At 59.3% G+C, this 18,528-nt stretch carries 22 protein-coding genes, 1 tRNA gene and 3 pseudogenes; 17 read left to right on the top strand and 9 right to left on the bottom strand.

Features of this window, described 5'->3' with window-relative positions; all coding sequences use genetic code 11:
- Positions 1-81 precede the first annotated feature (81 nt).
- On the top strand, positions 82-405 hold the full coding sequence (locus HU729_RS11755) for an I78 family peptidase inhibitor (protein ID WP_186669093.1): 324 nt from the start codon (positions 82-84) through the stop codon (positions 403-405).
- An 87-nt stretch (positions 406-492) separates the two neighbouring features.
- Here HU729_RS11755 and HU729_RS11750 read toward each other — a convergent pair whose 3' ends face one another.
- Positions 493-705: a cold-shock protein gene (locus HU729_RS11750; RefSeq protein ID WP_012313861.1), complete on the bottom strand. Its 213-nt coding sequence runs from the start codon at positions 703-705 to the stop codon at positions 493-495.
- A gap of 163 nt (positions 706-868) precedes the next feature.
- A complete protein-coding gene (locus tag HU729_RS11745) occupies positions 869-1,171 on the bottom strand; it encodes a hypothetical protein (RefSeq protein WP_186669096.1) in 303 nt (100 codons plus the stop codon).
- A gap of 330 nt (positions 1,172-1,501) precedes the next feature.
- Between HU729_RS11745 and thrS the strand changes: the two genes are divergently transcribed.
- The 9 genes from thrS (at position 1,502) to HU729_RS11700 (ending at position 8,978) form a co-directional block, all read left to right on the top strand.
- Positions 1,502-3,424 (top strand): threonine--tRNA ligase, encoded by a 1,923-nt coding sequence (thrS, locus tag HU729_RS11740; protein ID WP_186710136.1) that lies wholly within the window; start codon positions 1,502-1,504, stop codon positions 3,422-3,424.
- Positions 3,424-3,975, top strand: coding sequence for a translation initiation factor IF-3 (infC, locus tag HU729_RS11735; RefSeq protein ID WP_172964767.1), 552 nt, complete (start codon positions 3,424-3,426; stop codon positions 3,973-3,975). The genes thrS and infC overlap by 1 nt, the downstream gene beginning before the upstream one ends.
- Positions 3,976-4,036: 61 nt before the next feature.
- Positions 4,037-4,231, top strand: coding sequence for a 50S ribosomal protein L35 (gene rpmI, locus HU729_RS11730; protein WP_003250667.1), 195 nt, complete (start codon positions 4,037-4,039; stop codon positions 4,229-4,231).
- 28 nt (positions 4,232-4,259) lie between these two features.
- Positions 4,260-4,616, top strand: coding sequence for a 50S ribosomal protein L20 (rplT, locus tag HU729_RS11725; RefSeq protein ID WP_003250671.1), 357 nt, complete (start codon positions 4,260-4,262; stop codon positions 4,614-4,616).
- Between the two features lie 110 nt (positions 4,617-4,726).
- The gene (pheS, locus tag HU729_RS11720; protein ID WP_054892050.1) at positions 4,727-5,743 is read left to right on the top strand and encodes a phenylalanine--tRNA ligase subunit alpha; all 1,017 of its coding nucleotides are present in this window, start codon (positions 4,727-4,729) and stop codon (positions 5,741-5,743) included.
- 33 nt (positions 5,744-5,776) lie between these two features.
- Positions 5,777-8,158: a phenylalanine--tRNA ligase subunit beta gene (pheT, locus tag HU729_RS11715; RefSeq protein WP_186710134.1), complete on the top strand. Its 2,382-nt coding sequence runs from the start codon at positions 5,777-5,779 to the stop codon at positions 8,156-8,158.
- Positions 8,159-8,162: 4 nt separating this feature from the next.
- Positions 8,163-8,465: an integration host factor subunit alpha gene (ihfA, locus tag HU729_RS11710; protein WP_003250679.1), complete on the top strand. Its 303-nt coding sequence runs from the start codon at positions 8,163-8,165 to the stop codon at positions 8,463-8,465.
- Positions 8,446-8,802, top strand: coding sequence for a MerR family transcriptional regulator (locus tag HU729_RS11705; protein WP_054892048.1), 357 nt, complete (start codon positions 8,446-8,448; stop codon positions 8,800-8,802). The genes ihfA and HU729_RS11705 overlap by 20 nt, the downstream gene beginning before the upstream one ends.
- A gap of 99 nt (positions 8,803-8,901) precedes the next feature.
- Positions 8,902-8,978, top strand: a tRNA-Pro gene (locus tag HU729_RS11700).
- A 69-nt stretch (positions 8,979-9,047) separates the two neighbouring features.
- On the opposite strand, the pseudogene HU729_RS11695 reads toward HU729_RS11700, so the two are convergent.
- A pseudogene (locus HU729_RS11695) lies at positions 9,048-9,272 on the bottom strand (site-specific integrase); the annotation flags it as partial.
- 1 nt (position 9,273) lies between these two features.
- Positions 9,274-9,819: a hypothetical protein gene (locus HU729_RS11690; protein WP_186669101.1), complete on the bottom strand. Its 546-nt coding sequence runs from the start codon at positions 9,817-9,819 to the stop codon at positions 9,274-9,276.
- Between the two features lie 114 nt (positions 9,820-9,933).
- On the opposite strand from HU729_RS11690, the gene HU729_RS11685 reads away from it, so the two are divergent.
- Positions 9,934-10,503 (top strand): GNAT family protein, encoded by a 570-nt coding sequence (locus HU729_RS11685; RefSeq protein ID WP_186669103.1) that lies wholly within the window; start codon positions 9,934-9,936, stop codon positions 10,501-10,503.
- Positions 10,504-10,557: 54 nt separating this feature from the next.
- Here the strand turns inward: HU729_RS11685 and HU729_RS11680 are convergent.
- Positions 10,558-11,154, bottom strand: a pseudogene (locus tag HU729_RS11680) (hypothetical protein).
- The gene (locus HU729_RS11675; protein ID WP_186710132.1) at positions 11,129-11,389 is read right to left on the bottom strand and encodes a hypothetical protein; all 261 of its coding nucleotides are present in this window, start codon (positions 11,387-11,389) and stop codon (positions 11,129-11,131) included. Before HU729_RS11675 ends, HU729_RS11680 begins: the two are co-directional and overlap by 26 nt.
- 87 nt (positions 11,390-11,476) lie before the next feature.
- Between HU729_RS11675 and HU729_RS11670 the strand changes: the two genes are divergently transcribed.
- Positions 11,477-12,886, top strand: coding sequence for a hypothetical protein (locus tag HU729_RS11670; protein ID WP_186710130.1), 1,410 nt, complete (start codon positions 11,477-11,479; stop codon positions 12,884-12,886).
- 222 nt (positions 12,887-13,108) lie between these two features.
- Here HU729_RS11670 and HU729_RS11665 read toward each other — a convergent pair whose 3' ends face one another.
- Entirely contained in the window at positions 13,109-13,657 is a 549-nt protein-coding gene (locus HU729_RS11665) for an RNA 2'-phosphotransferase (RefSeq protein ID WP_186710128.1), read from the bottom strand.
- Positions 13,658-13,810: 153 nt separating this feature from the next.
- Here HU729_RS11665 and HU729_RS11660 point away from each other — a divergent pair, with 153 nt between their 5' ends.
- Complete coding sequence (locus HU729_RS11660) at positions 13,811-14,161, top strand: hypothetical protein (protein ID WP_186710127.1); 351 nt, start codon at positions 13,811-13,813, stop codon at positions 14,159-14,161.
- Between the two features lie 105 nt (positions 14,162-14,266).
- Positions 14,267-14,785, top strand: a complete 519-nt coding sequence (locus HU729_RS11655) for a GNAT family N-acetyltransferase (RefSeq protein WP_186710125.1) — start codon at positions 14,267-14,269, stop codon at positions 14,783-14,785.
- Between the two features lie 43 nt (positions 14,786-14,828).
- Here HU729_RS11655 and HU729_RS11650 read toward each other — a convergent pair whose 3' ends face one another.
- Complete coding sequence (locus HU729_RS11650) at positions 14,829-15,992, bottom strand: AAA family ATPase (RefSeq protein WP_186710123.1); 1,164 nt, start codon at positions 15,990-15,992, stop codon at positions 14,829-14,831.
- 197 nt (positions 15,993-16,189) lie between these two features.
- A complete protein-coding gene (locus tag HU729_RS11645; RefSeq protein ID WP_186710121.1) occupies positions 16,190-16,885 on the bottom strand; it encodes a type 1 glutamine amidotransferase domain-containing protein in 696 nt (231 codons plus the stop codon).
- Between HU729_RS11645 and HU729_RS11640 the strand changes: the two genes are divergently transcribed.
- The 3 genes and pseudogenes from HU729_RS11640 to HU729_RS11630 form a co-directional block, all read left to right on the top strand.
- The gene (locus HU729_RS11640) at positions 16,853-17,608 is read left to right on the top strand and encodes an AraC family transcriptional regulator (RefSeq protein ID WP_346655297.1); all 756 of its coding nucleotides are present in this window, start codon (positions 16,853-16,855) and stop codon (positions 17,606-17,608) included. The two genes, HU729_RS11645 and HU729_RS11640, sit on opposite strands and share 33 nt — an antisense overlap.
- Before the next feature lie 219 nt (positions 17,609-17,827).
- Positions 17,828-18,202: a DUF3077 domain-containing protein gene (locus tag HU729_RS11635; RefSeq protein WP_186710119.1), complete on the top strand. Its 375-nt coding sequence runs from the start codon at positions 17,828-17,830 to the stop codon at positions 18,200-18,202.
- 135 nt (positions 18,203-18,337) lie between these two features.
- A pseudogene (locus HU729_RS11630) lies at positions 18,338-18,528 on the top strand (hypothetical protein); the annotation flags it as partial.

Genomic DNA, 18,528 nt, shown 5'->3' with positions numbered 1-18,528 from the left:
AGGCAGACTTGAGCGGTTTTGCAACAAACTGTAAGCGGAGCGGTCGCATATGACAGTTCCCAAGATCGATTAGGAGGATTCATGTTCCGTACCCGCGCTTCCCTGGCGACCTTGCTGATGGCTGCCGTCCTGGCTGGTTGCAGCACCGGTGGCTCGTCTGATGGCGGCAGCGCCGCGCCAGCGACCCCCGCCGGTGGGGATGGCCGTTGCAGTGCCAGCGGCGCCGATTTCACCGTCGGCAAGCCGGGCACGCCCGAGCTGCTGGAGCAGGCCCGCAAGGCAACTGGCGCGCAGATCGCCCGGATCCTCAAGCCCCATGATGTCGTCACCCTGGAATACCGCTCCGACCGTTTGAACCTGAACGTCGATGAGCAGGGCAAGGTCATTCGCGCCAACTGTGGCTGATCGCCTGTGAGGGCTGGCCTGTCCAGGTAGCTCGAGCCCATAAAAAACCCGCCGGTGAAGGCGGGTTTTTTTACTGCGGTATCCGAATTACTCCGGACGAACCTGAGCAGCCTGCATGCCCTTCTGGCCTTTTTCGGCTACGAAGGAAACAGTCTGGCCTTCTTTCAGGCTCTTGAAGCCGTCGGATTCGATGGCCTTGAAGTGTACGAACAGGTCGTCGCCGCCGCCTGCTGGGGTGATGAAGCCGTAGCCTTTCTCATCATTGAACCATTTGACGGTGCCTTGTTGGCGATTGGACATGAGGTGAATCTCCAGAACATTTAGTTTTTCAGTGGTGCAATGCGGCCGAGGCTACGGAGCACCGGCAACATCATAGTCTAATTCTGCTTATGTAGCGCTCTTTACCTTAGCCGGATACTGATCTGGCGCAAACAATGCGCGATCGGTACGGCTCGGCGGGTCATCATTTTGGCTTGCAGGCGGCCTGTACTACGGTCTGAGCCTTCTGCATCAGCGCAGCGTCGACGCCGTCCTTGCTGTCGAGGTCCTGGATCTCCTTGTCGGTGAAATTCTTTTTGATGGCTTGGGCGCCGCAATCGCAGTGCTTCTTCGCCGTCGCGGCGTCCACGCCCTGGCCGGTCGCGACTTGCTGGCACTGAGACATGTACGCCTGCTCCTTGCCGGCGGGGAAGTTACCTGCGTTGGCGGCCAGTGGCAGCAGCAGGACGCTCGCGGCACACGCGGCCAGAAGAGACTGAACTCGCATAACCAGACACTCCTTGGTTTAGGTCTCATCAAGAGTAGGATGCTTCAGAGGGTCTGATAGGAATTTTTCCGTACAAGTTCACCGCCCCGGCGTAAATTCCAAATATTTCTGCGTCAGGCGCAGGCCGCGTGCTAGCATGCCCGGCTTGCAGCTGCTCACGTCCAGCGCGCAAGTTATCTTTCCAGTCACTCTGGTTCGCCCCTGACAGGCCGAAAGGCTTCTGCCGCTGTGAGGCAGGCTTTCCCCCGGGAAAGGCAGGTCGGATCTTGTACTGGCTCATCCCAACCCACGTGACCTTTGGTAGGGGTCACCACTAGGAGAGGAGGCGCCATGCCCACCATTACTCTTCCCGATGGCAGTCAACGTTCGTTCGACAAGGCCGTAACCGTAGCTGAAGTTGCCGCATCCATTGGTGCAGGCCTGGCAAAGGCCACCTTGGCCGGCAAGGTCGACGGCAAATTGGTCGATGCCTGCGACCTGATCGAACACGACGCCACCCTGCAGATCATCACCCCCAAAGATGAAGAGGGACTGGAGATCATCCGTCACTCGTGCGCCCACCTGATCGGCCACGCGGTGAAGCAGCTGTACCCGACCGCCAAGATGGTGATCGGTCCGGTGATCGACGAAGGCTTCTATTACGACATCGCCTACGAGCGTCCTTTCACCCCCGAGGACCTCACTGCCATCGAACAGCGTATGCACCAGCTGATCGACAAGGACTACGACGTCATCAAGAAGATGACCCCGCGTGCCGAAGTCATCGATGTGTTCAGCGCCCGTGGCGAAGACTACAAGCTGCGTCTGGTCGAAGACATGCCGGACGAGCAGGCCATGGGCCTGTACTATCACGAAGAATACGTCGACATGTGCCGTGGCCCGCACGTGCCGAATACCCGCTTCCTCAAGGCGTTCAAGCTGACCAAGCTGTCTGGCGCCTACTGGCGCGGCGACGCCAAGAACGAGCAGCTGCAGCGCGTGTATGGCACCGCCTGGGCTGACAAGAAGCAGCTGGCGGCCTATATCCAGCGCATCGAAGAGGCCGAAAAGCGCGACCATCGCAAGATCGGCAAGCAGCTCGATCTCTTCCACCTGCAGGAAGAAGCCCCGGGCATGGTGTTCTGGCACGCCAACGGCTGGACCGTCTACCAGGTACTCGAGCAGTACATGCGCCAGGTCCAGCGCGAGAATGGCTACCAGGAGATCAAGACCCCGCAGGTCGTCGACCGCATCCTCTGGGAGCGTTCCGGCCACTGGTCCAACTATGCCGAGAACATGTTCACCACCTCGTCGGAAAACCGCGACTACGCGGTAAAACCGATGAACTGCCCATGCCACGTGCAAGTGTTCAACCAGGGCCTGAAGTCGTACCGTGACCTGCCGCTGCGCCTGGCCGAATTCGGGGCCTGCCACCGCAACGAGCCGTCCGGCGCCCTGCACGGCATCATGCGTGTGCGCGGCTTCGTGCAGGACGACGCGCACATCTTCTGCACCGAAGAGCAGGTGAAAAAGGAAGCGGCTGATTTCATCAAGCTGACCCTGGACGTGTACAAGGACTTCGGCTTCACCGACGTCGCCATGAAGCTGTCCACTCGTCCGGCCAAGCGTGTCGGTTCCGAAGAGCTGTGGGACCGCGCCGAAGGCGCGCTGGCCGACGCCCTGAACGAATCCGGCCTGGCCTGGGAATACCAGCCGGGCGAGGGCGCGTTCTATGGTCCGAAGATCGAGTTCACCCTGCGCGACTGCCTCGGCCGTAACTGGCAGTGCGGTACCCTGCAGTACGATCCGAACCTTCCGGAGCGTCTGGATGCCAGCTATATCGCCGAAGATAACGCCCGTAAGCGTCCTGTGATGCTGCACCGCGCCATTCTCGGCTCCTTCGAGCGCTTCATCGGCATGCTGATCGAGCACTACGCTGGTGTGTTCCCTGCGTGGCTGGCGCCTACCCAGGCGGTGATCATGAATATCACCGACAAGCAGGCCGATTTCGCCCTCGAAGTGGAAAAAACGCTGAATGGAAGCGGTTTCCGTGCCAAGTCCGACTTGAGAAATGAGAAGATCGGCTTTAAAATCCGCGAGCATACGTTGCTGAGGGTCCCGTACCTTTTGGTTATAGGGGACCGCGAAGTCGAAACGCAAACCGTCGCTGTGCGTACTCGCGAAGGCGCAGACCTGGGCTCCATGCCTGTCGCGCAATTCGCTGAGCTCTTGTCGCATGCGGTTTCCCGGCGTGGTCGCCAAGAATCGGAGTAATGACTATTAAGCGTGAAATGAGAAACGATAAACGAACTGCACCTAAGGCACCGATCAACGAGAATATCTCGGCACGCGAGGTTCGGTTAATTGGCGCTGATGGCGAGCAGATTGGCATCGTCTCGATTGATGAAGCGCTTCGTATCGCTGATGAAGCGAAGCTGGATCTGGTGGAAATCTCCGCTGACGCAGTCCCGCCTGTTTGCAAGGTGATGGACTACGGCAAGCACCTCTTCGAGAAGAAGAAGCAGGCCAACGAAGCGAAGAAGAATCAGAAGCAGATCCAGATTAAAGAAATCAAGTTTCGTCCAGGGACGGAAGAAGGGGATTACCAGGTAAAACTACGCAACCTGGTACGTTTCCTTACCGATGGGGACAAGGCCAAGATCTCTCTGAGATTCCGCGGCCGTGAGATGGCCCACCAGGAGCTGGGTATGGAACTGTTGAAGCGGGTCGAAACCGACCTCGTCGAATACGGGACCGTCGAACAGCATCCTAAGATGGAAGGACGCCAGCTTATGATGGTCATCGCTCCCAAAAAGAAGAAGTAATCTCCCGGGCACGGCAGGCCTGATGATTATTGTGTAATTTTATCGAATGCGGAGTTCCAACATGCCAAAAATGAAAACCAAGAGCGGTGCTGCGAAGCGTTTCCTGAAAACCGCTTCCGGCTTCAAGCACAAGCACGCTTTCAAGAGCCACATCCTGACCAAAATGTCGACCAAGCGTAAGCGTCAACTGCGCGGTGCCAGCCTGCTGCACCCGTCTGACGTGGCAAAAGTCGAGCGCATGCTGCGCGTACGTTAATTTCGGTCAAAGATAGAGGAAGTTACTCATGGCTCGTGTAAAGCGTGGCGTCATCGCTCGTAAGCGTCACAAGAAAATTCTGAAACTGGCTAAAGGCTACTACGGTGCACGCTCGCGCGTATTCCGCGTTGCCAAGCAAGCGGTCATCAAGGCAGGCCAATACGCCTACCGTGACCGTCGCCAGAAGAAGCGTCAGTTCCGCGCTCTGTGGATCGCTCGTATCAACGCCGGTGCCCGCACCAACGGTCTGTCCTACAGCCGTCTGATTGCTGGCCTGAAAAAGGCGTCGATCGAAATCGACCGCAAGGTTCTGGCCGACCTGGCAGTGAACGAAAAAGCGGCGTTTGCTGCGATTGTCGAGAAAGCTAAAGCCGTTCTGGCTTAAGTACCCGCGACAATCATCCGCCGGCACCCTGTGCCGGTGGGTGTAAAACGTCATCGATAGGGGAAGAGCCTTCAAAGCTCTTCCCCTATTTTCGTATCTGGAGTCTGTACATGGAAAACCTGGACGCGCTGGTCTCCCAAGCCCTAGAGGCCGTGGAGCGCGCTGAAGACATCAATACCCTGGAACAGATCCGGGTCCAATTTCTCGGCAAGAAGGGCGAGCTGACCCAGGTGATGAAGACCCTGGGCAACCTGCCAGCCGAAGAGCGCCCCAAGGTCGGTGCGCTGATCAACGACGCCAAGGAACGCGTCACTGACGTGCTCAACGCACGCAAGGCCGCCTTCGAAGAGGCTGAGCTGAACGCTCGCCTGGCTGCCGAATGCATTGATGTCACCCTGCCAGGCCGTGGCCAGGCCACCGGTGGCCTGCACCCGATCACCCGTACCCTCGAGCGCATCGAGCAGTTCTTCACCCACATCGGCTACGGCATCGCCGAAGGACCAGAGGTCGAAGACGACTACCACAACTTCGAAGCGCTCAACATCCCAGGCCACCACCCGGCCCGGGCGATGCACGACACCTTCTACTTCAATGCCAACATGCTGCTGCGCACCCATACTTCGCCCGTTCAGGTGCGGACCATGGAAAGCACCCAGCCGCCGATCCGCATTGTCTGCCCCGGCCGCGTATATCGCTGCGACTCGGATATCACCCACTCGCCGATGTTCCACCAGATCGAAGGCCTGCTGGTCGACCGCGACATCAACTTCGCCGACCTCAAGGGCACCATCGAAGAGTTCCTGCGGGTGTTCTTCGAAAAAGAGCTGGCAGTGCGTTTCCGCCCGTCGTTCTTCCCCTTCACCGAGCCGTCCGCCGAAGTCGATATGGAGTGCGTGATGTGCTCCGGCAAAGGCTGCCGCGTGTGCAAGCAGACCGGTTGGCTGGAAGTGATGGGCTGCGGCATGGTCCACCCGAACGTACTGCGCATGTCCGGTATCGACCCGGAAGAATTCTCCGGCTTCGCCTTCGGCATGGGTGTCGAGCGCCTGGCCATGCTGCGCTATGGCGTCAACGATTTGCGTCTGTTCTTCGACAACGACCTGCGGTTCCTGGCGCAATTCCGCTAGGCCACACCTCGACGCAATCTTCAGGAGAACAGCATGAAATTCAGTGAACAGTGGCTGCGCGGTTGGGTAAACCCGCAAGTCTCCCGTGACGAACTGGTCGCCCGCCTGTCCATGGCCGGCCTGGAAGTCGACAGCGTCACCCCGGCGGCTGGCCAGTTCAGGGGCATCGTGGTGGGCGAGATCCTCGCCACCGAACAGCACCCGGATGCCGATAAGCTGCGCGTCTGCCAGGTCAGCAATGGCCAGGAAACCTTCCAGGTTGTCTGTGGCGCCCCCAACGCACGTCCCGGCATCAAGATTCCGTTTGCCATGATCGGCGCCGAACTGCCCGGCGACTTCAAGATCAAGAAGGCCAAGCTGCGCGGTGTCGAGTCCTTCGGCATGCTGTGCTCGGCCGCCGAGCTGCAGATCAGCGAAGAGAACGACGGTCTTCTGGAGCTGGCAGCCGACGCGCCGGTGGGTGAAGACATTCGCCAGTACCTCAATCTGGACGACGCCAGCATCGAAATCGGCCTGACCCCCAACCGCGGCGACTGTCTGTCGGTGGCGGGCCTGGCGCGCGATGTCAGCGCACTGTACGACGTCCCGGTCAGCCGTCCGGTGGTTCCGGCCGTCGCGCCTGCCCACGACGAAGTACGCCCGGTTGAAATCAGCGCCCCCGCTGCTTGCCCGCGTTACCTGGGCCGTGTCATCCGCAACGTCGACCTGAGCAAGCCGACCCCGCTGTGGATGGTCGAACGCCTGCGTCGTAGCGACGTGCGCAGCATCGACGCTGCCGTCGACATCACCAACTACGTGATGCTCGAACTCGGCCAGCCGATGCACGCCTTCGACCTCGCTGAAATCAACGGCGGCATCCGCGTGCGTATGGCCGAGGAGGGTGAGAAGCTCGTCCTGCTCGATGGTCAGGAAGTCGCCCTGCGGAGCGACACCCTGGTCATCGCCGACCATACTCGCGCCCTGGCCATCGCCGGCGTCATGGGTGGCGAACACAGCGGCGTCAACACCGAGAAGACCCGCGACCTGTTCCTGGAAAGCGCCTTCTTCGAGCCAGTATCGGTCGCTGGCAAGGCCCGCTCCTATGGCCTGCACACCGATGCCTCGCACCGTTACGAGCGCGGCGTCGACTCGCAACTGGCCCGCGAAGCCATGGAGCGCGCTACCGCCCTGGTGCTCGAGATCGTCGGCGGCGAAGCCGGCCCGATCGTCGAAGCCGTGAGCGAGCAGCACCTGCCCAAGGTTGCCCCGGTCACCCTGCGCGCAGAACGCGTCAGCCAGATGCTCGGCATGGACATGGCCCCGGCCCAGGTCGAACAACTGCTCAACGCCCTGGAGCTGAAAACCAGCGCCAATGGGGCAGGGGTGTGGACTGTCGAGATCCCGAGCCACCGCTTCGACATCAGCCTCGAAGTCGATCTGATCGAAGAGCTGGCACGCCTGTACGGCTACAACAACCTGCCGGTCCGCTACCCGCAAGCCCGCCTGGCCCCCAAGGCTCGCTCGGAATCGCGCGGAGAACTGCCGATTCTGCGTCGCCTGCTGGTCGCCCGCGGCTATCAGGAAGCCATCACCTACAGCTTCATCGACCCCAAGCTGTTCGAGCTGTTCACCCCTGGCGTCGAGCCGCTGATGCTGGCCAACCCCATCTCCAGCGACATGGCCGCGATGCGCGCCTCGCTGTGGCCGGGCCTGGTCAAGGCGCTGCAGCACAACCTCAACCGCCAGCAAGACCGCGTGCGCCTGTTCGAAAGCGGCCTGCGCTTCGTCGGCCAGTTGGGCGACCTCAAGCAGCAACCGATGATCGCCGGCGTGATCACCGGCAGCCGCCTGCCGGAAGGCTGGGCCAACGGCCGTGACAGTGTCGATTTCTTCGACATGAAGGCCGACGTCGAAGCCCTGTTGGGCTACTCCGGCGCGCTCGCCGACTTCAGCTTCATCGCAGGAAAGCACCCAGCCCTGCACCCCGGCCAGACCGCCCGCATCGAGCGCGACGGCAAGGAAGTGGGTTACCTGGGCGCTATCCACCCGGAGCTGGCAAAGACCCTGGGCCTTGAGCGTCCGGTGTTCGTCTTCGAGCTGGTGCTGGGTGAAGTGGTCGAAGGCCGGCTGCCGAAATTCAGCGAACTGTCCAAGTTCCCTGAAACCCGTCGTGACCTGGCGTTGATCGCAGGACGTGACGTGGCGTCGAGCGCCGTGCTTGAAGTAATTCGTGACAATGCAGGGGAATGGCTCACAGACCTCAGGCTGTTTGATGTCTACCAGGGTAAAGGTATTGATCCTGATAGAAAAAGCCTCGCGGTCGGCTTGACCTGGCAGCATCCATCGCGCACTCTTAACGACGATGAGGTGAACACCACCCTGCAAAATATCCTCACCTCGCTCGAACAAAGGTTGAACACCACGTTAAGGAAATAACGGCATGGGTGCTCTGACGAAAGCTGAGATGGCCGAAAGGCTGTACGAGGAGCTGGGGCTTAACAAGCGCGAGGCCAAGGAGCTGGTCGAGTTGTTTTTCGAAGAGATTCGTCACGCGCTTGAGGAGAACGAGCAGGTCAAGTTGTCCGGATTCGGCAACTTCGACCTTCGCGACAAACGCCAGCGGCCGGGCCGCAACCCCAAGACAGGGGAAGAGATCCCGATCACCGCGCGGCGCGTCGTCACCTTTCGTCCAGGGCAGAAACTGAAAGCCCGGGTTGAGGCCTATGCTGGAACCAAGCCATAACGACGAGCTGCCCCCCATTCCGGGCAAACGCTACTTCACCATTGGTGAAGTCAGCGAGCTCTGTGCGGTAAAACCGCATGTGCTGCGTTACTGGGAACAAGAGTTCCCGCAGCTCAACCCGGTCAAGCGCCGCGGAAACCGACGGTATTATCAGCGTCAAGACGTGTTGATGATCCGCCAGATCCGCGCCTTGCTGTATGACCAGGGCTTCACCATCGGCGGTGCGCGCTTGCGCATGTCCAGTGATGAGGCCAAGGATGACACGACCCAGTACAAGCAGCTGATTCGGCAGATGATTGCGGAGTTGGAGGATGTGCTGGTGGTGTTGAAGAAGTGACCTGCTTGGCGATGAGTGGATTTTTTTAAAAAAAAGCTTCCATTATTCAAAAGGTTAGGTTAGATTTCTTACCGTTCTCAGCGGTATTGAGAATAGAGTCGGGGCGTAGCGCAGCCCGGTAGCGCACTTGCATGGGGTGCAAGGGGTCGAGTGTTCGAATCACTCCGTCCCGACCAATAATCCCAATGACTTAGCCACCTTAGGGTGGCTTTTTCATTTCTGCGTGTGGGGAGTTTTTCGGGACTTCATCCGATTTTCCTCTTCAAGATCGTCAACACCGGCCCGCGAGAGTCAGTTGTTGATACCATGTTCGCAGCCTCAATCAGCTTGCCCAGCTCAGCGCCGGAATAGTGGCTGGTGATGCTGCCGTTCTTGTGCCCGAGCAGTGACTTCCGATCTTCTTCAGTAACGCCTGCGGCGCGCAGTCGGCGACCGAAGGTGTGCTTCAAGTCATGAATCCTGATCGATGCGTCAGGCGGCGATCGGGTACTGCTTGGCCAGGGCCAGCTGCACTGTCGCGATGATGCGGCAGAGGTAGGCCCAGTCCGGGTTGGGGTCCATGGCGTCGGCCGGCAGGTTCCACCAGTCGTCACCGAACACGCGGTGCATGAACTCGCGGTGGGCGCCGCCGCACTCATCAAGCGAGCTGGTGTGGCGAACATCCTCGGCCTCGTCGAGCATGTTCCGGGCGTCTTCTGCGTCCAGGTCCCGGTCACGCCGCATTTGCACGATCACCTTCCGCGCTTTGTCGGCCAGGGCCTCGGCGCTGAACCGGCGAGAGCTCAGCGACCGGTCGAAGTAGCCGATGATGTAGGCGTCGTGCAGCTTGCAGAAGAACTGGCCGATGGTCAGGCCATCCCACATGCCGCCCCAGTAGGCGTGCCAGGTCTTGTCGTAGCAGCTGACGGTGATCTTGCCTTTGCAGGGTTCGAAGTCTTCGAGGTAGACGCTGATCGGGTCCAGGCCTTCGGCGCCGGTGATCAGCAGCTTGGTGACGGTCGAGGTCTCGACTTGCATTGCGGTACTCCATGCATGCGCCGCCCTCCGTGGCCGGATGCGGCATGGGTTAGATGGTAAAAATGGGCAGCGCCTGTGTTAACTTAACGACACATTGTCAGCGGACTTATCGAAGTGCTCACAGTATTTCCCGAGTTTTTGTTAGGAAGAATTTCACTTAGAAAGATACTTCCTTCACACATAAGCGATGTGTACAAGGCGCTTTCCAACCCCCAAGTGATCGCCCACTATGGTGTTTCATATTCGAGCCTTGCCGAGACTGAAGAGCAAATGCGGTGGTTTGAGCGAATCGTCACCGAGAGGTCTGGCATATGGTGGGGAATATCACTAATCAACAACCAATCATTGATAGGGGCTTGCGGCTTTAACAATGTGTGCCATGACCACCGAAAAGCAGAGATAGGGTACTGGTTGATGCCGGAGTACTGGCGTCGCGGTCTACTATCTGAGGCTCTGCCGTCAATGATTGACTACGGATTCAACACAATGGGCTTGCACCGTATTCATGCAGATGTTGAGCCGGAGAATGAGCCCAGTTGCGCTCTTTTGAGGAAGTTTGGATTCAAGCTTGAAGGGACTTTGCGCGATGTGGAATTCAAAGATGGGAGGTTCTTAAGTCTCCATCAATATAGTTTGCTTTCTACAGACTCTAGACTGCGCCTAGATGACGCCCTCAAAAAGTAGTCGTTGATAGCTCAGGTGTTGTTGCTTAGTGAGGCTAGTTGTGCCTTGCCCGGTTCACATGGGAAAAGCGCGCCCATTGTGGACGCCACGGTCATAGGCAGAATCTTCGCTGGCAAGTTGTAAGGCAACAGTGCGGACTAAGCCAGGTGCGATAATCTCGTCGCCCGGATCATGCCGAATCATCAGCATGCTTTTCCGGTCGAAGGCTAGGGCCAGGCGCGGCGAAATGCTGATCTCATGCCGCGGCGGGGTCAGAAACTTCGTCGCGTGCTGCCGGCCAAGGACATGGATGCCGTGAACCAGCGCTTCGATGATCTGCCCCTGGGTAGCATCGGCCCACCCGCAAATCGCTCGCAGGTGCTGGCCTGTTCGCTTCCTGGCCGAAAGCCGCAACGACTCGGTGCGCGCCACATTCCGGTGAGCTTCGATTTCGTGGCGCGTGATCCTGAACAGTGCATAGTGCCCAAGCGCTTCGACGTGATGAATCATCAGCGTCATCGCCTCGCCCTGTTCCTCGATCCCGGCCCACTCCATCAGTTACAGCAGGGCCTGTTTAGTCCCTGGTCGAACCTTCAAGCGCAGGTCTTCTTCCTGCAAGCGCTCGGCCTTGGCCCTGCGCTTTTCGTCACGCTGCTGCTGCGTCAGAGCCATCATCGCCTCCATTGCGCACAAAGCGGGTGCCTGGGGCGTACTCCAGCAGGTCGCACACCCGGTTGATGATCTTGAGCGCGGCATCGAACACCTTCGCGTCGTCCGGCTCGCGGGCCAGGCGCTTCATGTTCGGCTGGTGCTCGAGGCAGACCTTGTCGACCAGGCGCCGCGCCAGCCTGCGGAGTTGATCGGCGCTGTCGTGCACGCGCAGGCTTAGCGCGAAGGCCAGGGCCACGTCATAAGGCCGGTACTGGCCGCCACTGACCTGTTTGTGGTTGGGACCGTGCTAGGCACTGGAGCGGGAAGTGACAAGGCTAATCGTGTGCTGGTCGCACGCGAACTCACCCGCCAGATCGGCAGCCGAAATGAGGAAACCCGAGCCGCCACCATCAATGCACTTCTGGACAAGGTGGCACCAGGCGAGCGGACCCAGGACTTTGAGCTCGTCGCTCGAAGCCTGACTGCCATCGGGGCAGACGATCCGGAAAAAGTGCTCGGCATCTTGAGCGTGATGAATCGCGCCAACCTTGTGCAACAAAGCCAGCAAAACATCGTCCCTGCCGTTTGGGCCGGCTATGTACTGATGGGGGCACTCGCGACCACGCTGACTGCCACTCAGTTACCTCCCGAGCGCCAGCCCGAGATGCAGGCGGCGGTATCGAGTGCGATTGACTCGATCGAGTCGAATGTGCGCGACCTGAATCAGCGTGCCGAAATGGTTAAGCTGATTTTGGATGTCGCCATTGAAAACGTCGGCTTGCCGATACATGTGCTTGACCCGAGTTTGAAGAAGTACGAAGGTCTGCTGGTCGAAGCGGGTAAGCAGAATCCCGGCAGCGGGGGCTATGCTGGCGGTGAGCAGCCGACCAGCACATCGCATACAGGCGGCAATCAGCTTGATGGGCAGCCGGGGAGGGAGATCTACGTCACTCCCGAGCATCAGCTGAATCCGGGTGCCGTTTATTCGGAGGGCGCTGGAGATAGCGGTGCAGGTGCTAAAGACCTCGGGAAGATTTCATTTGATGCGGCTAACGGTGTGGGAACCATATATTCACCAAAAGTAACTCTGAAGGCCGGTAAAGTTATTTTCGACGATTTTGCTGTTGGGACATCGAAAGGTTTTATAGGTCATGGCTCCGATGGAGCTGCGGAGCTTGTGGGGCCGCTTAAGGAGCTTTTAGCTTACACTCAAGCTAAAGGGGGGGGAGACTGTCACGCTCAGAGGTTATTATGCATCGGAAGAGGGAGCCGCGCTGGGGGCGGGAAAAGTAGGAGAAAAATTTTCCTTCAGTTTCCCTGCAACGAAAGAAGGACTGCGCGAGTTTTTAAAAGGGCTAGAGCAGTGAGCGGAATTGTGGCAATTGAGAAGTATTTGCAGAGCCTGCAGGCCTCCGGCTACGGCGAATATCCAGAGCCTCAAAGCGATTTACTATTGGGGGCGAGCGTGTACAAATTGCCCTTGAATGAATCCGATATAGAGTTGTTTGAAAATGGTTTCAGGGTTGATGGTCGGATGGTGCAAGTGAAAGTTGTTATTTCAGGAGTTCTGAAAATAACGAGCCATCTCTCCGCAAAGGTGTTCTCTGAGGCTTCAGCGAGTCAGCGTGTGGATACCCTTGTTCCTATGGAGATACACACACAAAACGCAATGTTGGTACTGAGTGTGCCATTGCTCATTTATTCGCGACTGTTAATAATTTTAAATGAAATGTGGCGCCGCCATAGGGGCTAGCCTAGGTGGCGTTCATGTTGATAGGGGAATTGTTTTTCGGATGCTGCAAGAGCCAGGACAAGCTTCAAGGGGGTGACGAGTATGATGTACTTTACGGAAGTTTAATTGCTGATGCCTGGGTTATAGGATGTGAGTAAGCTGGCTTTAGTTGATCCCATTAATCGTGATGCTTTTCATTCCCTCGAAACTTTTTTGTCAGAGTGAAGCCATTTACCGCTCCTGCTACCCTCGACTCCAATAGCCCACCGGTACCTCATTCACCAACCACACACCATTGTCCGCTTGGTAGAAACGCGCGCCGGCTTCGCGCATCTTCGATGTATTTATCACCAGCAATACGGGTTCTCCGTAGCGTCTACCCACGCCCAGCGCCGTTTCTGGGTCTTCACTCAGGTGCACATGGTGGCGAGAACCGGCAACCAGACCCTGTACCTCGATGGACGCCATGAAACGGCTGGCGGTTCCGTGGTAGAGCAGGGCGGGTGGGGTCTTTTCGACATGTTGGAGGGCGACCTGAGTCGTGCTGTGGCCTTGGGCGGCGCGGATATATCGCGCATCGTCCGAAAGGGTGAAGCGCTTCTTGTCGTTGGTTTCAACCACGTCGTGCAGGGCGGCGCGGTCAAAACTGCGTCCTTGCTCAGCGGCATTACGCAATAGTGTATCCACCTCGGCCCAACCTTCGCGGTCCAGGGTCAAGCCGATGGAGTGCGGAGCATGGCGTAGCACATAGCTGAGATACTTACTGAGTTCGTCGCGTTGTTTCTTGTTCAAGGCAATGATCCTTTTGTCTTAATCCTTTTTTTAGCGCGGTGATTGTGATCCCTAACATGCCGCTGCTCAAGTAGTGCCGCTCGCTTGACGGCCACCACGCACGCCTTTAATGTCCCGGCGCGTCCATCCGGGCAAACCTCAAAAGGAGTTGTAATGAACACGATGTCATTGTGCGGCGGTGCCTTGCTCGGGCTTTTCATGGTCGGTTGCGCGGTGCAGGACAAGCTCGACACCAGTCGCCTGACCCGTTTCGATGAGTACCACGCCAACCTTGAGGCCAATGGTGCGCGCTATACCCTCGACGCCTACATCATTCCGTTCTACCAGCCGTTCTTCATCACCGTCGAACGTGACGATGGCAAGCCGATGGAGCTCGCCGAAGCGGCTGCGGTCGCTCAGCCGTATATCGTACCGCGGGGCTGCACTCAGCCTGCCGTGCGGCGCCCTGATCTGGACCGCAGCAATGCGGCCAAGACCCAATGGATCGTTGGCATCGAATGCTAACGCCAGTGGCAGCGCCACTTCCGAAGCGGCGCAGCAAATAGTCAAAGCCTTGCTGATACTAGGGGGCTCCAGGCTTTCATCCCGCGATCCAGATTTCGGGTAGCTATGTTTACGACTGTCCGCGTTGCTGTGCCAGAGGATGCGAGCCTCTTACTCTCAATCGAGCGTTCTGCCGCGCAAGCCTTTCGTGTGTTTGAAGGGTTAAGCTGGCTCGCTGATTCTCCTCCTATGCCGGTTGAACGGCATCTTGAGCTCATCGAGCGCTCGACGTGCTGGGTGGCCATCGATGCTGAAAATCGCCCGCAAGGATTTCTCAATGCCGGTATCTACGGTACAGACCTTCATATCCATGAACTTTCCGTTCGACACACCCTGCAAGGGCAGGGCATAGGGCGACAGCTCGTTCAAGCGGCGCAGGCTTATGTTGAGATCAATGAGCTGCATGCGCTGACTCTCACAACCTTCAAAGACGTACCGTGGAATGCTCCGTTCTACGCTCGTCTCGGTTTTCAGATTGAATCCGACCAATGCGTCGATGAAAGGCTGTCAACACTGTTGAATGAAGAGTATGAACACGGATTTCCCGTGGGAAGCAGGTGTGCAATGGTCTGGAGAGCGGGCTAGCAATGTTGAAGAGCGGCACTGGGAGCGGTGGTGTTTCGAAGGCTCAATCCACCCACCGCCACAGCGGCTCATCCAGCAACCCGACCCCACGCAACTGCGTCTGCCCCTGATCCTTCTCAAGCTCCAGCACATTGCACCCCTCACACGCGGTCAGCGCGTCGATCAGCGGCCTGCTGTGCGACACCACCCACACCTGGCTGCGTTGCGAGGCGCGGATGATCAAGCGCGCCAGCGCTGGCAGCAGGTCGGCATGCAGGCTGGTTTCCGGTTCGTTGAGCACCATCAGTGACGGTGGTCGAGGCGTCAGCAGGGCCGCGACCAGCAACAGATAACGCAAGGTGCCGTCCGACAGCTCCGTCCCGCCCAGCGGGCGCAACAGCCCGTGCTGGTGAAGCCTTACGCTGAACAGCCCTCCGGGTGGTGCATCGATCTCCAGGCGGCTGCCGGGAAATGCGTCATCCAGAGCGGCAACCAGGTCTTCGACGTCACCAATCTCGATGATGGTCTGCAGTGCCGAGGCGAGGTTGCGGCCGTCGTGGTGCAGCACGGGTGAGCGGGTGCCTAGCTGTGGCTGGCGACAGGGGGCGTCGCGGTCGATGCGGAAGTGATCGTAGAAGCGCCAGCTGTTGATGAACGCGCGCAGCTCGCCGATCTCTGGGGCCTGGCGGGGGCGGCCGACGATGTTGAAGAAGCTTTCGCTGCTGTCGGCATGCTGGTCGAGCACGGACCAGCTGTTGCCTTCGCGGGCACGTACCAGGGCGTTCTTGCGTTCGACCAGCAGGGAGGAGGGGCGGTAGGTGCCGGCGCCCCAGATGGCTTCGCACTTGATCTCGGGGTCGAGCATGAAGGCGCTCGGGTAGGGCAGCGGGATGGGTAGGCCCAGGGAGATGGCGAAGCCGAAATCCTCGGTGGCGAAGCCCAGGCGCAGGCGTCTGACGTCGGTCGGGTGCTGGCCTTGGATGGGCACTTCGCCGCGCTTCATGCGGGCGCTGGTTTCCGGGCCGGCCCACCAGGTCGAGTCGAGGCCGCCTTCGCGGGCGAGGGCTTCGATCACGCCGCCTTGAGCGGTTTCGGCCAGCAGGCGCAGGGCTTTGTACAGGTTGGATTTGCCGCTGCCGTTTGCACCAGTCACCAGGTTGAGTTGGCCTAGCGGCATGACGAGGTGCTTTATCGAGCGGTAGTTGCCGATGGCGAGGGTGGTGAGCATGCGGGGCGTCCTGGCTTGGGCATGAGGGGCGATTGTCACCGATGCTGGGTGGGGTTGCCAGCCGCCGGGTGGCGGTGATGTGAATCCGTTTGTATCGGTTGTGGGGGACGGCACCGGCTTTGCCGGTGATCGCGGGACGAGCCCGCTCCTACAGGGATCGTCATCTGCGGGAGCGGATCGCGCCTGTGCCATTCGTCTCAGGCGCCTGGCTCGTGCGCCAGACGTCTGAGCAACGCCTGCGCCGCTGCTTCGGACGAAGCGGGATTCTGGCCGGTAATCAGGTGGCCATCTTCGACCACGTAGCTCGTCCAATCAGCTGCCTTTGAGTACTCACCGCCGTTGGCCTTGAGCATATCCTCCACCAGAAACGGCACCACATCGGTCAACCCGACAGCTTCTTCCTCGCTGTTGGTAAAACCGGTGACGCGCTTGCGTTTCACAACCGGCTGGCCGTCCGCTGCCTTGACCTGCTTGAGCACGCCCGGCGCATGACAAACCGCAGCGATGGGTTTGTTCGAGGCATACAGGGCTTCGAGCAAGGTGATCGAATCCTTGTCCTCGGCCAAGTCCCACAGCGGCCCATGACCACCTGGATAGAACACGGCGTCGAAATCGTAAGGGTCGATTTCTCCCAACGGAATTGTGTCGGCCAGGGCCATCTGCGCCTTTGTGTCTTGCTGGAAGCGGCGCGTGGCGTCGGTCTGGGCGTCGGGCTCGTCGCTCTTCGGGTCCAGCGGTGGTTGGCCGCCTTTGGGTGAGGCGAGGGTGATCTGTGCGCCTGCGTCGATGAACACGTAGTAAGGGGCGGCAAATTCCTCCAGCCAGAAGCCGGTTTTCTTGCCGGTGTTACCGAGCTGGTCGTGGGATGTCAGCACCATCAGGATCTTTTTCATACGGAACATGCCTCCGGGTTTTCATGGGCAGCGCGCCTTTCGCCCTGCGTTAGTGTGGGAGGCCCAGGACTGGCAGATGTTCCATCGGGTGATTTTCACAACGTTTCACAGGTACGCTATGGCCGGACGCAAGGCCCAGCGGACATGTGCTCGTTGGGTGGCTCCTTCGCGTTCGACGACACCGATCCGGCGTTACTGATAGCCCTGCTGCCCACCGTCGTGCATGTCAGGAGCTCGGTGCGCTTGTCGCAGTTGGTGCAAATGGTCAGCGAGGAGTCCGTGGAGCAGAAGCCAGGCAGCGAGTTCGCCTTGTCGCGCCTGGTCGAGTTGTTGCTGATCGAAGCCATGCGCCTGGTCGCGATCGAGAATGCCCCGGTCGAGTTGCTGCGGGGGCTGGCGGATGGGCGCCTGGCGCCGGTGCTGAATCAGTTGCACGCACGTATCGATCACCCTTGGAGTGTCGATCAGTTGGCGAGCATTGCCGCGCTCTCCCGCTCGGCGTTCTTCGAGCGCTTCACGCGAACGGTGGGCGTGGCGCCAATGGCGCATCTGCTGGCCTGGCGCATGGAGGTCGCCAAGCAGTTGCTCAGGGCCCGGCAGTTGTCTGTCGCCGAGATCGCCGAGCGGGTGGGCTACGGTTCGGCCAGCGCGTTCAGCGTGGCGTTCAGCAAGCATGCCGGACAATCGCCCAGCCGTTTCCGGTTGCCTGAACAGATCAGATAAGCGAGGTGGAAAGGGGCGAATGTGCACAAATATCGTGAAACTTCCTATTGTCGCGTAGGGTATTTCTTGGGATCACGTTTCCCTGGGTTGCGCTGTTGTGCAGGCCCGTCTGGCCTTCTAATCTGCCCGTGCCCGCCGCATTTCATCTTCACGCTTTCAGCTTACGGGCAGAGACTCACGCCGGGTTCGCGTGGGTCGGGCTACAGGCGTGCGGGAGAGATGCGGCGGGCACTTTTCAATCCAGCGCTGGAAGCGCTACCGATTCTCGATGGGGGACGCATGGATAACGACGATCAATCGAACAGGAACGCTGGCCTGAAAGTGGTCAGCGCAGTACCGCGCATCCGCCGCCCACCGCGGTTGGCCTGGGTGCAGGCGATACCCGGGCTGCCGCCCAAGGAAACGCTGATGGAGGTTTCGAGCATGCTGGGGTGCGTGACCGAACTCACCCATCGCGCCCTCAACACGCCGCGCGACGCCGAGCCCCTGATGCGTGCCATGTATTACCTGAGTGGCATGAGCAAGGCGATGATCGACGGGCAACTGGCGATCGTTCGCGGGGAGGTAGCGGTCGATAAAGGGAGTGACACCTAGGGGCTTTCGTCGCGAGCGCTATCAAACCCAGCATTGGATGCAGGGTGCATCGCAGAGGCCCGAGCTGGGAACTATCGCCCGCAGGCGTGATAGATTCCCGGGCTTTGTGTTACAGACCATGGACAGGCGAGTGAAATGAGCAATACCCCGCAACCTACTCCCCGTGCACATCGTGTGCGCCCGACCTTCGCCCAGGTATTTCGCAAGAATCTAAAGCGTGTGCTTGAGCACTGGACACCCTTCACCGTGACTTTGGTCTTCTTCGGGACCTTCCTCGGCAGCCTCAGCCTCTACATCTATACCCGCGCCATCGGTCGCCCCCGCCC

The sequence above is a fragment of the Pseudomonas sp. RW10S2 genome (assembly GCF_014268985.1).
Taxonomy (GTDB): Bacteria; Pseudomonadota; Gammaproteobacteria; order Pseudomonadales; family Pseudomonadaceae; genus Aquipseudomonas; species Aquipseudomonas wayambapalatensis.
The sequence above is the reverse complement of the archived record's forward strand: the minus strand, read 5'-3'. Positions and strand labels throughout refer to the sequence as shown.